The organism is Holdemanella porci, assembly GCF_019052655.1.
In the GTDB taxonomy this organism is placed as follows: domain Bacteria; phylum Bacillota_I; class Bacilli_A; order Erysipelotrichales; family Erysipelotrichaceae; genus Holdemanella; species Holdemanella hominis.
Genome location: NZ_JAHQVB010000056.1, coordinates 1 through 13,441, shown reverse-complemented (window position 1 = coordinate 13,441; position 13,441 = coordinate 1). Strand labels below are relative to the sequence as shown.

11 protein-coding genes are annotated in these 13,441 nt (G+C 28.0%); all 11 read left to right on the top strand.

Going from position 1 to position 13,441, the window contains the following annotated elements; translation table 11 throughout:
• Nucleotides 1-605: 605 nt before the first annotated feature.
• The 11 genes from cps2T to KTQ83_RS09390 all read left to right on the top strand — a co-directional run bounded on the left by cps2T (nucleotide 606) and on the right by KTQ83_RS09390 (nucleotide 12,149).
• Nucleotides 606-1,829: a beta 1-4 rhamnosyltransferase Cps2T gene (cps2T, locus tag KTQ83_RS09440; protein ID WP_217256636.1), complete on the top strand. Its 1,224-nt coding sequence runs from the start codon at nucleotides 606-608 to the stop codon at nucleotides 1,827-1,829.
• Nucleotides 1,829-3,181: a glycosyltransferase gene (locus KTQ83_RS09435; protein WP_217256637.1), complete on the top strand. Its 1,353-nt coding sequence runs from the start codon at nucleotides 1,829-1,831 to the stop codon at nucleotides 3,179-3,181. Before cps2T ends, KTQ83_RS09435 begins: the two co-directional genes overlap by 1 nt.
• Nucleotide 3,182: 1 nt before the next feature.
• Nucleotides 3,183-3,881 (top strand): acyltransferase, encoded by a 699-nt coding sequence (locus tag KTQ83_RS09430; RefSeq protein ID WP_217256638.1) that lies wholly within the window; start codon nucleotides 3,183-3,185, stop codon nucleotides 3,879-3,881.
• Nucleotides 3,882-3,887: 6 nt separating this feature from the next.
• Nucleotides 3,888-4,814 carry a glycosyltransferase family 2 protein gene (locus KTQ83_RS09425; RefSeq protein WP_217256639.1) on the top strand — a complete coding sequence of 309 codons (927 nt, stop codon included), beginning with the start codon at nucleotides 3,888-3,890 and terminating at the stop codon, nucleotides 4,812-4,814.
• Nucleotides 4,814-5,692 carry a glycosyltransferase gene (locus KTQ83_RS09420; protein WP_217256640.1) on the top strand — a complete coding sequence of 293 codons (879 nt, stop codon included), beginning with the start codon at nucleotides 4,814-4,816 and terminating at the stop codon, nucleotides 5,690-5,692. Before KTQ83_RS09425 ends, KTQ83_RS09420 begins: the two co-directional genes overlap by 1 nt.
• Nucleotides 5,689-6,921, top strand: coding sequence for an O-antigen ligase family protein (locus tag KTQ83_RS09415; RefSeq protein WP_217256641.1), 1,233 nt, complete (start codon nucleotides 5,689-5,691; stop codon nucleotides 6,919-6,921). Before KTQ83_RS09420 ends, KTQ83_RS09415 begins: the two co-directional genes overlap by 4 nt.
• Nucleotides 6,903-7,853 carry a glycosyltransferase gene (locus tag KTQ83_RS09410; protein ID WP_217256642.1) on the top strand — a complete coding sequence of 317 codons (951 nt, stop codon included), beginning with the start codon at nucleotides 6,903-6,905 and terminating at the stop codon, nucleotides 7,851-7,853. Before KTQ83_RS09415 ends, KTQ83_RS09410 begins: the two co-directional genes overlap by 19 nt.
• Before the next feature lie 17 nt (nucleotides 7,854-7,870).
• Nucleotides 7,871-9,301 (top strand): lipopolysaccharide biosynthesis protein, encoded by a 1,431-nt coding sequence (locus KTQ83_RS09405; RefSeq protein WP_217256643.1) that lies wholly within the window; start codon nucleotides 7,871-7,873, stop codon nucleotides 9,299-9,301.
• Nucleotides 9,302-9,322: 21 nt separating this feature from the next.
• Nucleotides 9,323-10,321, top strand: coding sequence for an ATP-binding protein (locus tag KTQ83_RS09400; RefSeq protein WP_217256644.1), 999 nt, complete (start codon nucleotides 9,323-9,325; stop codon nucleotides 10,319-10,321).
• 37 nt (nucleotides 10,322-10,358) lie between these two features.
• Entirely contained in the window at nucleotides 10,359-11,483 is a 1,125-nt protein-coding gene (locus KTQ83_RS09395; RefSeq protein WP_217256645.1) for a DegT/DnrJ/EryC1/StrS family aminotransferase, read from the top strand.
• A 171-nt stretch (nucleotides 11,484-11,654) separates the two neighbouring features.
• Entirely contained in the window at nucleotides 11,655-12,149 is a 495-nt protein-coding gene (locus KTQ83_RS09390) for a hypothetical protein (protein WP_217256646.1), read from the top strand.
• Nucleotides 12,150-13,441 lie beyond the last annotated feature (1,292 nt).

Below are 13,441 nucleotides of genomic sequence, written 5' to 3'. Positions count from 1 at the left end.
GGATGGCTTTATTATATATTCGTCAGCAGTTTATTTGTACCACCTTTAAATTTGATGCTTACAAACATTAAGTGGAGGTTTTATTAATATTGAATAATTCAACAAAATACAGTTGGGATTATGTGATCAAAAAGCATACTATTCATTAACAAATGATGCTATTTTGCTATATTGATAAATGTGTGATAAAATCTATAAACGTATAATATATGTTTAACGCATTATTTGGTTTGAGAGGATCGTTTAATTGTTAAAAATTAATATATGAATTTTCATTTGAGATAATTTGAAATAGTAATAACAATTAATTAACATTGTACTTGAATTTTATATTTTAGACTATTTTTATAAACATATTAATAATTTTAATTGGTTCTAAAGTAGATGGAATAGAATATATTAATAGCAGTTTGAATTAGTTTTGCGTATATGTTGTTTATGGATTGATTAATGACATTTAATTAATTACCTTTCAAATCTGTTTGTGATAAATGTTAGACATGATATGCTTTGATTAATAGCAATTTATAACATTAATAGGATAAAATGTTAAATAAGTGCTTGATTAATTAGTGTCGGTATGAGGTAAAAGGAAAGGGACGTATATGCAACACGTATTTTTAGTTGGCGCAAAATCTTTAGGTGCATACGGTGGGTATGAAACATTTGTTTATAAATTAACCGAGCATCATCAAGATAATAAAAATATTAAATACCATATAGCTTGTAAGGCAAATGGAGATGGTTTTATGGATGAAACAAAATTAGATGGGGCCAAAATATTAAGTGATTCTGAATTTGAATTTCATAATGCACATTGTTTCAAAATAACTGTTCCAGAAATTGGTGCTGCACAAGCTATTTATTATGATATAAAATCATTAGATTATTGTTGTGAATATATAAAAAACTATAATATAAAAAATCCTATTGTATATATAATGGCTTGTCGCATTGGTCCGTTTATGAAAAGATATTATAAAAAAATACATAAAATGGGAGGTCAAGTCTATTTAAATCCAGATGGACATGAATGGATGAGGGCGAAATGGAGCGTGCCTGTACGTAAATATTGGAAAGAATCTGAGAAAATGATGGTTAAATGGAGTGATTTAGCTATTTGTGATTCTATAAATATTGAGAAATACATTCATGAACAATATGATGGCAGGGGTATCAATCATAGAAGTCCTAAAACAACATATATTGCTTATGGTGCAGATTTAACGCCAAGTATTTTATCAGATACTGATGCCAAATTGGTTGATTGGTACGAGGAAAAAGGGTTAACTAAAAAGAATTATTATTTGGTTGTAGGTAGATTTGTTCCTGAAAACTCGTTTGAAATTATGATTCGTGAATTTTTGAAATCAAACTCTAAAAGAGATTTTGCGATTATCACAAATGTGAATGACAAGTTTTTAAATGAATTAGAAAGTCGTTTACATTTTTCTAAGGATGAACGAATTAAATTTGTTGGTACTGTATATGATCAAGAATTGTTGAAGAAAATTCGTGAGAATGCTTATGCATATTTCCATGGGCATACCGTTGGAGGAACAAACCCGAGCTTAATTGAGGCACTAGGTAGTACAGATTTAAATTTATTGGTTAATGTTGGTTTTAATAAAGAAGTAGCTATTGATTCAGCGTTATATTGGGAGAGAGAAGAGGGAAAGTTAGCGCAATTGATTAATCAAGTTGACAATAAACCTGAGGAAGAAATTAAAAATTTGGGTCTTAAAGCTAAGGAACGTGTACAGATGGCGTATACATGGAAAAAAATATGTGAACAATATGAAGAAGTTTTTACTAAGGGGAATAAGTGATGAGGATTTTACATTATTCTTTAGGATTTCCTCCTTATCGTTCAGGCGGACTAACTAAGTTTTGTTTAGATTTAATGATTGAACAACAAATTTTAGGGTATGACGTAGCTTTATTATGGCCTGGTCAGATGAGAATCGTTGATAAAAAAATAAATATAAAGGATAGAGGTGTATATATTTTATCTACTCAAAAGATTCAAAGTTTTGAATTAATTAATCCTTTACCTGTCTCTTATGATGAGGGTATTAATGACTTTAATAGATTTACTTTAAAAGGAAATAAAGAATTATATATTAATTTTTTGAAATCATATTGTCCTGAGATAATACATCTTCATACATTAATGGGTATACATAAAGAATTTTTTGAAGCTGCAAAAGAATGTGGAATAAAATTGGTTTTCACAGCGCATGATTTTTTTCCTATATGTCCAAAAGTTACAATGTTTAGACACGATAGTGTATGTAAAAAAGTGGATAGTTGTGTTGATTGTCCTCTATGTAATTCTACGGCATTAAATCTAAATAAAATCCATTTGTTACAAAGCAGACAATATAGAATACTTAAAGATTCATATTTGATAAAAAAACTACGAAAATCACATAGGGACAATTATTTAAGTGAGGAAACTGCGGATAATTCAAATAAAGTAATTGGTAATCCTTTTGATTATAAAAAATTAAGAAAATATTATTCAGATATTTTGCAAATGATGGATACTATTCATTATAATAGTTCTATTACAAAAATGGTATATGAGAAATTTTTTACATTACCATCAAATACTATTATTCCAGTAACTCACTGTGATATTAATGATAATCGAGTTATCAAGAATTTCAATCATAAAATTTTAAGAATACGTTATCTTGGTCCTGCTAGTAAAGCTAAAGGATATTATTTGTTAAAAGATTCTTTAGATATGTTGTGGAAAAAACGTAAAGATTTTATTTTAGATATACATTTTCAACCAACAGAAAAATCAGAATATATGAAAATTCATGATAGATATAATTATAACGAATTGAAGGATATTTTTAATATGACTGATATTCTAGTTGTACCTAGTATTTGGTATGAGACATTTGGTTTTACTGCGGCAGAAGCATTAAGTTATGGTGTACCAGTTATAGTTAGTGAAAATGTAGGTGCAAAGGATGTACTGGATAATCAATTTGGAATAATTATCAATGATTTTAATGAGTCGAATCTAAAAAAGTGTATAGATAGTTTAACAATGCAAGATTTGGCAGATATGAACAAGAATATATGTAGAAGTTATGAACCATATACAATAGTTCAAATGACTAAAGACATAGTAAATAAGTGTTATTTGCCAAGAGGAGATTAATATGAATGTAAAGCAAAAGTTATTAAAAATTGCAGGAAAAGATAATTTTGAATTAGATGAAAATATTAATTTTACATATATATTGAGGCTTTGCTATAAATATGGGTGTATGCTAATTAGAGGAAAGCTTATTTCTTTATTTAAAACAAATATTTCATCAAATATATTTGTAGGTAAAAAAGTAAAAATTTTAGATAAAAGTAAGGTTTTTATTGGAAATAAGTGTAAATTACATGATGGAGTTTATATTGATGCATTATCTAAAAATGGTGTGAGTATTGGAGACAATGTTGTTCTAGGACGAAATACTCGAATAGAATGTACAGGAGGTTTAGGACGCATTGGCAAAGGTGTCAAGATTGGAAATCGAACTACCTTTGCCAATGATTGTTTTTTTGGGGCTGCTGGTGGAATAGAAGTTGGTGATGATGTTGTTGCTGGACAATTTATTCGCTTTCATTCAGAAAATCATGAATATTCAAATATGAATTTACTTATAAAGGATCAAGGCGTAATTCATAAAGGAATAGTTATTGGAAATAATTGTTGGATAGGTGCAGGTGCAGTTTTTTTAGATGGTGCAAAACTTGGGGATGGATGTGTAGTAGCTGCAAATGCAGTAGTAACAAAAGAGTTTCCAGATAATTCTGTAATAGGTGGAGTTCCGGCTAAAGTGTTGAAATTTAGAAATGAGGTATAAGATAGTATGCAAGAATTAATTACAATTATTGTACCTTGTTATAATAACGAGTCTTCAATTCAAAATTGTATTAGCTCAATTCAAAAGCAATCGTACAATAATATTGAAATAATTATTGTTAATGATGGTTCTATAGATAAAACATCACAAATACTAAAAGAACTAAGTATGCATGATAGAAGAATCAAAGTTTTCTATAATTCCAATAATGGTGTTTCCTATTCTAGAAATTTTGGGATTATGCAAGCAAATGGAAATTACGTTATGTTTGTGGATGGTGACGATTACATTGAGTCTGATATGGTAAAATCGATGTATAATTCTATGAATGAATATCAGGCAGATTTAGTTGTTTGTAAGTATTTAACGAGTGATGATAAAGTTGACAATAATGGTTTAAAAGGTGAGTATTTTGGAAAAAATGATTACTTAAATGAAATATTAATTCCTACTAAAGGAATTGCGGCATTTGTATGGAATAGATTATATAGGTTGGATATTATTAAAAATAATGCAATTAAATTTGATGAAAATATTTATGCATGCGAAGATACATTATTTAATTATAAATATTTACAATGCATAGATAGAATTGTTAATTGCAATAAATATCTGTACCATTACGTTATCAATGATTCAAGTGCGATGTTTAGTAAACGATTTAATGACAAAAAGTTAACTGGATATTTTGCTTTTAATTATATTATAAATAATGTAGAAGAAAAAAATATAATCAATGTTAAAATAGCAGCTGCGTGGTATTTTGAAATTTTATTATTTCAAGCAAAAAAATATAATTATGAGTTTTCAGTAGAGGAAAAAATAAGAATTAAAGAAATGCTAAATGTTAGTAGTATTAAATTTTTAAATGCTTGCATTCCATTTAAATACAAACTATTTTTTCCATTTATAAAGTTAGGGAGATTTGTTTAATGAATGTAATAGTCCTTCTATGTTATAACGACGATAAAGTGTCGGTTAATTATATTAAAGGCATTATTAATTATGATGTTATTGATGTAATTCTAGTTATTGATAATGGATCGTCAAAAGATAAGGTTCATAATCTTGAAAATGAATTAAATAAAATTAATTCAAAAAAGATATTATTCATAAAAAACGAAAATAATCTTGGTTATGCTAAGGGTAATAATACAGGTATTGATTATGCGTTAAAGAATCTGCATCCAAATAATATTATTGTGTCTAATACAGATGTTGAATATAGTGAAGAAACAATGAAATATGCCATTGACTACTTAAATAAACATGATAATTGCGACATGGTTTCTCCCAAAATGGTTTTGCCTAATGGGAATGATGGTTTGATTGCATGGAAATTGCCAAAATATTGGATGACATTATGGAATGCTTGCTTCCTGTTGAAAAAGTTTTATAATCCACAAAAATATAAAGAATTTCCAAATGATGTTTGTAAAGTTGATGTTTTACCCGGATCATTATTGATTGCAAAAGCCGATGCATGGAAAACTGTAGGCGGGTTTGATGAAGATACATTTTTATATGGGGAGGAATCTCTGTTAGCCTATAAGTTAAGAGAAAATGGAAAAAATACATTTGTTTTAACTAATGTAAGTTATGTTCATAATCATTCTACTATTATAAATGAAAATGTAAAATCGATTAATTCTAAAATGAAGTTGTTGCTTGATGCGAATTTAATATATAATAAAAAATGTTTAAATACTGGAGTAATAAGGAATTTTTTATATTATTTCGTCTTTTATTTAAATTTGATTTTAATGTCATTGGTTTATTCAATTAAAAAAATAAGGAGGCATAAAAATTGAACATATTTAATAATGTGAATATATATATTACTATATTGATTTTAGCAATAACCTATATACCTAGTACTCTAAATATAGTGTTATTAGGTGCACTTTTTGCTTTATTATTTTATAAAAATCGAAAGAAATTTGTATTAAATATGCCAGGAGAAAATCTATGTGTCCTTCTTTTTATTATAGGAATAACAATAGGTTTCTTTGGCATATTTACAAAAAGTACAAGTTTATATGAACTTATAAAACATATTTATTTATTCTTGTTTCCATTTTTATATTGGCATATTGGCAATTATCTTGTAAAGACAAGTCTGATAACAAAAAAATCATTTTTGAACACACTGGTGTTTAATGCCGTTCTAATCAGTTCAATTGATATTATTATGGCTGTTTTTAAAATCTGTACCAATAATGCATATTCAATTAATCAATTTAGAGAGCTTATCGGAACAGGAAATATATTATCGTTAATTGGTATTTATATTTTATTTGTTTATAAAAACAATTTATATTTTACTCGTAAGCAAAATGCAATTGTTGTATCAATATGCTTGCTTTCTAGTATTATACATTTTTCAAGAATGACTATATTATACGCTATTATATTTTTGTTATTTTCAAATTTTAATCCTTTCAGTAAAAAAGGAAAAAGATGTATATTAATTGGTGTGTGTCTAATGTTATTATTAACATTAATATTCCCTAATATTATGGGCTCATATATATCAAAAATATTTTCCACTTTAAAGGAGATTAATTTCAATAAAAGCGATTGGAATGAAACTACCATTGTGTTAAATTGGCGTGGTTATGAAGTCTATTGTGCTCTTGATCAATTTAAAGGCTTTTCAATCTTCAAGAAAATATTTGGTAATGGTTTCGGAACAATGATAGACGCAAAGGGGTATGCATATCTTGTATCGCAAAAAGATTACTTAAGTTTTTTGCATAATGGATATTTCACTCAATTATTAATATGGGGTGTTTTTGGCTGGGTGATATTTGCGTTATGGATGTATAGATTTTTTAAAACAAGTATTAGTATTTCATCAAAAAATGATAGGAATTTTTCAATGATTTTAATTCTAATTATAATTGTTGCTAACTTCTTTGTTATGGGACCTTTCTTTAGCCAGACGATTGCAAGTTTATTTTTATATATAAGTGTATTATTTAGTCTTAATAAAAAAAGGCATATTAGGAGGAAAGATTCATGTGTGAACACAAATTGAGTGTTTATGTTGCTACATACAATCATGAAAATTATATAGAGCAAGCGTTAGATAGTATATTTATGCAAAAAACGCAATATAATTTCGAAGTTTTAGTTGGTGAAGATTGTAGTACAGATAATACTAGAAATATTTTAAAACAATATGAACAAAAGCATCCTGAGTATATAGCATCGGGACAATTAAAAATCTTTTATAGATTGCATAATATGAATAAAGAAATTCCTTCTAATGCTGATGACTTGAAACAGAGATGTATGGGAAAATACATAATAGCTCTTGAAGGTGATGATTATTGGACGGATTGTAACAAGATAGAACGTCAAATTAAGTTTTTGGAAAATCATCCAGAATACATAGCTGTTTCACATAATTGTACGGTTGTTGATGAAAATAGTTGTGAAAGAAATGAAGAATATCCCGAATGCAAAGATAGTGAGTATACATTCCAACATTATTTTAGTGAAATATTACCTGGACAATTAACAACGTTAATGTATAAAAATATTTATTTGGATAAACGAATTAATAAAAGTTTATTAGATAAAGGATTATCTCCAGGAGATAAGTTAATTGTTTTAGTATTGTTATGTAATGGTAAAATTCATTGTATTCAAGAATCCATGTCAGCTTATAGACATATCACAACTCATGGTGATAGTTTCAGTGCCAATTACAAATATAATTTTAAAAAGGAAGAAGAATGGTATAGGGCTATAATGGATTATTTAAATTGCTATAATTCTACTTTAAAAAAGTATGGCGAAATGTATTATTTTAGAGCAGTTACTCGTGGCATTAAAAGTAAACAATGTACTTTTAATACTGGAATAAAGTATATAAAAGATATTCATTATAAATTATTTTGTGTAAATAAGTGGATTTCTTATAAAGTTCGTAAGGATATATTACATAAAAAGACTTGGATATAAATACAGGAGGTGCTTGGATGCAAAATAAAGTTATTGGAAATTTTATATGGCGCTTTGCTGAGCGAAGCGGTGCACAAATAGTTACCTTTATTGTATCGGTTGTACTTGCTAGAATCCTATCTCCAAATGATTATGGGAAAATTGCATTGATTACAGTATTTACAACAATAATGCAAGTTTTTGTAGATAGTGGTTTAGGAACAGCCCTTATTCAAAAAAAAGATGCTGATGATTTAGATTTTTCGTCCGTATTTTATTTTAATTTTGTGGTGTGTATAATACTATATGTTTTAATGTTCTTTGCAGCACCATATATTTCGGTTTTTTACAATGATACATCATTTACACCAATAATAAGAGTAATTTCTTTGACTATTGTTATTTCTGGTGTTAAAGGGATTCAACAATCTTATGTATCAAGAAATATGTTGTTTAAAAAGTTCTTTTTTTCTACATTGGGAGGAACAATTTTTTCAGCCTTTTTTGGGATAGGTTTAGCTTATGCTGGATTTGGTGTTTGGGCTATTGTGGCTCAACAATTATCAAACACATTAATCGATACTTTAATACTTTGGTTAACGGTGGATTGGAGACCAAAAAAAATATTTTCATGGGATAGACTAAAGACTTTGTTGTCTTTTGGATGGAAGATGTTGGTTTCTTCTTTATTAGAAACTGTATATAATAATTTAAGAAGTTTAATTATTGGAAAATATTATTCATCTACGGATTTAGCTTATTATAATCAAGGTGATAAATTACCTAGTGTATTCGCGAATAACATTAATACTTCTATTGATAGTGTATTACTGCCAACGATGTCTAATGAACAAGATGACAAAGAAAGAGTTAAATCTATGACGAGACGATCTATTAAAATTAGTACATATATAATGGCGCCAATTATGCTTGGATTAGCATTTTGTGCAGATTCACTAGTTAGTTTGATACTAACTGATAAATGGTTACCATGCGTACCGTATTTACGTATATTTTGTATCACTTATATGTTTTATCCTATACATACAGCCAATTTAAACGCTATTAAAGCTATGGGGTGTAGTGACATGTTTTTAAAATTGGAACTAGCAAAAAAAGTATTTGGTATTGGACTATTATTTTGCACAATGCAATATGGTGTTATGATAATGGCTTATAGTTTATTATTTGCTAGCGTAGTAAATCAAATAATTAACTCTTGGCCAAATCGTAAATTGTTAAATTATACATATTTCGAACAAATTAGAGATATTTTACCTAGTGTAGTACTTGCTGTTTCAATGGGAATTGCTGTATTTTTTATTGGAAAGATTTCTTTGCCGATGACCATTTTATTGGTAATTCAAATTTTACTTGGAATCATTATTTATACTGTAGGTTCTGCAATATTGAAATTAGATGAATATGTGTATATAAAGAATGTTTTAATGGGATTTATTAAAAAATAAGAAAAGGGGAGATTGTGGAATATGGAAACAATATTAATAACATCAACGGGTTCTGTTGCAACGGACATTACAATTAAAAGTATGAAAAGAATGGGTTATAGAATTATTGGATGTAATATATATGCTAAAGAGTGGGTTGTTGAGTCTTGCGAAATGGATGGATTTTATCAAATTCCACCAGTAACTAAGGACCTAGAATATTTGGAAGCAATAAAGAGAATTTGTATTACAGAAAATATAAATTATGTTTTCCCAATGATCGATTATGAAATTGATTTTCTAAGTAAAAACAGAGAATGGTTTAAAGAACATAATGTTATATTATGTATTTCTCCTAAAGAATCCTTAGATATCATTAGAAATAAAAAAGTATTACAGGATTTTGTTAAGGAAAATTGTCCATTAACAAATACAATACCAACTAAATTATTAAAGGATATTGAAATATTAGAATGGGATTTTCCGGTCGTTTGTAAACCGTATAGTGGTAGAAGTAGTCAAGGCTTAAAATATATTTATAATCAACAAGAATGGGATGATTTTGTTAAGAATGTTGATAAGAATTCTTATATTGTAGAGCCTTTTATAGACGGACCTATTGTAGTTGTAGAAGTTGTTAGACAACCTAAACCGAATAAAGTTGTAGCAGTAACTCGAAGAGAAATAATCTCCACACCTCATGGATGTTCAATAACAGTTGTTGTATATCAAGATAAAGAGTTAGAACGGGCAACAAAGATTTTGGCTGAAAAATTAAATGTTATTGGAGATGTAAATTTTGAATATATATTAGCTCCAAATGGTAAATACTATCTAGTTGAATGTAATCCTAGATTTTCTGCGGGATGTGAATTTGCATGTATGGCTGGATATGATTGCGTAGAAAATCATATTAAATGTTTCAAAGGTAAAATGATTGAAGATTTTCATTTTAAACATAATATGATTATTTCTAGGAAATATGAAGAATACATTACAGCAGTCGATTGTGATGTTCCTTATTTCAATACAATAAAGTAAAATTTAAAATATTAAAAAGAATACGGAGGCTTTTAAAATGAAAGATAACAATATTTTAGTTACAAGATCATCAATGCCTAGTTTAGAGGAATATGTTGAAGAAATTAAAGATATGTGGGATACGCATTGGTTGACTAATATGGGTCCTAAACATAAAAAATTTCAGGAAGAATTAGTTGAATATTTAGATGTTGCAAACATTGATTTAATGACAAATGGACATATGGCTTTAGAGTTGTCATTACAAGCATTAAATTTAAAAGGTGAAGTCATTACAACTCCATTTACTTTTGCGTCTACTACACATGCGATTGTTCGTAATGGATTAGAACCTGTATTCTGTGATATTGATCCTGTTGATTTCACAATGGATGTCACAAAATTGGAATCTTTGATTACAGATCGTACTTGTGCCATTATGCCAGTCCATGTATATGGAAATGTTTGTAACATTGAAGAGATTGATCGTATTGCTAAAAAATATGGTTTAAAAGTGATTTATGATGCAGCTCATACTTTTGGTGAAACATACAAAGGTAGAGGCATTGGATCTTATGGCGATGTTTCTTGTTTTAGTTTCCATGCGACAAAAGTATTCAACTCTATTGAAGGTGGAGCCGTTTGTTTTGGAAATGAATTAAAGGATTTTGGATTGGATTTATATCGTTTGAAAAATTTTGGTATTCGTGGACCTGAAACAGTGGATGCAGTAGGTGCAAATGCGAAAATGAACGAATTCTGTGCGGCAATGGGTATTTGCAATTTAAGACATGTAAATGAAGAAATAGAGAAACGCAGGAATGTTGTTGAAAGATATCGTAGCCATTTAGAAGGTATTGCAGGAATACAATTAAGTCCAATTCAAAAAGATGTAAAATCAAACTATGCATATTTCCCAGTTGTATTTGATGAAAAAGAGTTTGGTTCAACAAGAAACGAAGTGTTTGATAAATTAGCACAAAATGGCATTGGTGCTAGAAAATATTTCTATCCATTAACAAATAGTTTTGATTGTTTCCATGGTAAATATGATCTAGATCAAACACCAGTGGCTAGATATATTAGTAATAGAGTATTAACGTTACCTTTATATGCAGATTTAGCATTGGAAGATGTTGATAGAATTTGCGCTATAATATTAAGTTGCAATAATTTTAGATAATTTGCAGTTTTGAATGTTATCATTTGAACTTTTAAATAATTCTTTTGCCATTATTAGGAAGTTTTATATTTTAACAAGTATTACATGATATAGTGGATGTAGAGGTTCACCTATACCAGGAATATATTATATGATACGGTTATTAGGTGTTGTATTGGTGTTATTTATGGCATGTTTTCTAATGGATATACATGCCAGGAGGTTGATTTATCTTTTGAATATACAGGTCAAAAGATAGAAATTGAAAATGTAGAGATGTATTTTACTCAATCATGGAAGCTGTTAGATGAAGCTCCAACAGATGGTGGTACATATATTGCGTTGTTGAGTGATAGAGAAAATATTTTCTTTGAAATCAATCCTAAGAAAGTACAAGTAAAAGTTACTTACAATAAGGATTGGAGAGAAAGTGATACAGAAGAAGAGAAGTATTTGTGTGATTATGTTGGCGATTATGAGTTTAAGTTGAGGATTGATACAGATGGTAATATTAACTCATTGGACAATTATCAAGGAAATTATGATTTCCAGTTTGAGCCAAAGAATGTTAAGGACATTGAAGTTGCAAAGACTAGAATAACGCATTCAGATGTTGAATATGTTTATTCTGAGGATGGTATTAGTATTTATAGTGATATAGATCTAGTAGAACCAATTCTATTATAGGATGTTGGTGAATATACAGTAGCGTTTAATTTCGATGAACGATATTATGAATCAGTTCCATTTACAGTTACAATTCTTCCTAAAACTATTGAATTAAAACTAAATAAACAATTTAAATACTTTGGTGAACAAGATCCAATCTTAGAAAATGATGATTATATTTTAACAAGAGAACCAGGGGAAGATATTGGTGATTATAAAATTACTGTTCAAAGTAAGTCAAAGAATTATAAGTATGAAATCATTGAGAATAATGTATTTACTATCTTAGAAAACAAGTCACAACAAATAAAACCAGAGGTAACTAATCAACCAAGCAAGGATGAAAAAAGGAACCATTACAATCAGTTAATGCTTCGAATAAATATAAAAACAAATATGCAAGTGCTACAGATATGGAATCAAATAAAGATATAGAAACCAAAGTAGATAAAAACAAAAGTTGTAACAGGTGTATTTAATCTTACGCCAATGTATTTGTCTTTTATGACTATAAGTTTAGTTGTAGCTATGTATATTATGTATATATTGATAAAGAAAAGAAATGTTAAAATTTAAATAAGAAAACAGAGCCTTCGCCTATCATATGAGTGGAGGCTTTGATTTATATTTAAATCAGCCTAAAGTGTGTATACGTTTACATTTAATCGACTATAAGTGCACTTGAGTGCGTTCATGAAATTAATCGATATATAAAGTAAATTTTTTAAAATTTTATTTTGTTTCTTAAATTTTTAATATTTGTTTTAAATAAAGTATATCTTTTACTTTTTGTACTTTTTGTTTCAAATTTCAATTATTAAATGGTAATTGACATATTATATATATAGGATAAAATTAACACGCGATAGTTTTATCTCGGAATAAGTATGACTGTTGTAAGGTAATAGGAATAAAAATGGTACATTTAGATGATGTTAGAAATAGCTGGCTTACCGCATTTTTGATTGATTCGTTCATCTTCTACTGGGTTATGGGTAGGGATGAGTGTATCTAAAATTTCATATTTCATTGCTTATTAAGACTTGTAAAATTCTAATAAGCTTTTTTTATGTTTATAGGAATGGGAGAGTGTTATGTATAGGAAGAATGCAAATGGGTGGTTGAAGCATATCGATTTTATCATTCTTGATATGATATGTTTGCAAATTGCATTTGTGGTGGCTTATTTTATTAAAAATGGAAATATACATCTATATAACAATTTCTTATATAGGAATATGGCTATCATAATAGATGAGTATTCCGCTATCTGAAGTCCATGCAATATGCTACAGAAGTCCACATAATCC

Bases quoted from the DNA above. Each gene is read 5' to 3' on its own strand.
- KTQ83_RS09435 (WP_217256637.1), top strand. From the start codon at position 1,829: ATGAGGATTTTACATTATTCTTTAGGATTTCCTCCTTATCGTTCAGGC.
- KTQ83_RS09410 (WP_217256642.1), top strand. From the start codon at position 6,903: ATGTGTGAACACAAATTGAGTGTTTATGTTGCTACATACAATCATGAA.
- KTQ83_RS09430 (WP_217256638.1), top strand. From the start codon at position 3,183: ATGAATGTAAAGCAAAAGTTATTAAAAATTGCAGGAAAAGATAATTTT.
- cps2T (WP_217256636.1), top strand. From the start codon at position 606: ATGCAACACGTATTTTTAGTTGGCGCAAAATCTTTAGGTGCATACGGT.
- KTQ83_RS09395 (WP_217256645.1), top strand. From the start codon at position 10,359: ATGAAAGATAACAATATTTTAGTTACAAGATCATCAATGCCTAGTTTA.
- KTQ83_RS09420 (WP_217256640.1), top strand. From the start codon at position 4,814: ATGAATGTAATAGTCCTTCTATGTTATAACGACGATAAAGTGTCGGTT.
- KTQ83_RS09400 (WP_217256644.1), top strand. From the start codon at position 9,323: ATGGAAACAATATTAATAACATCAACGGGTTCTGTTGCAACGGACATT.
- KTQ83_RS09405 (WP_217256643.1), top strand. From the start codon at position 7,871: ATGCAAAATAAAGTTATTGGAAATTTTATATGGCGCTTTGCTGAGCGA.
- KTQ83_RS09390 (WP_217256646.1), top strand. From the start codon at position 11,655: ATGTTTTCTAATGGATATACATGCCAGGAGGTTGATTTATCTTTTGAA.
- KTQ83_RS09425 (WP_217256639.1), top strand. From the start codon at position 3,888: ATGCAAGAATTAATTACAATTATTGTACCTTGTTATAATAACGAGTCT.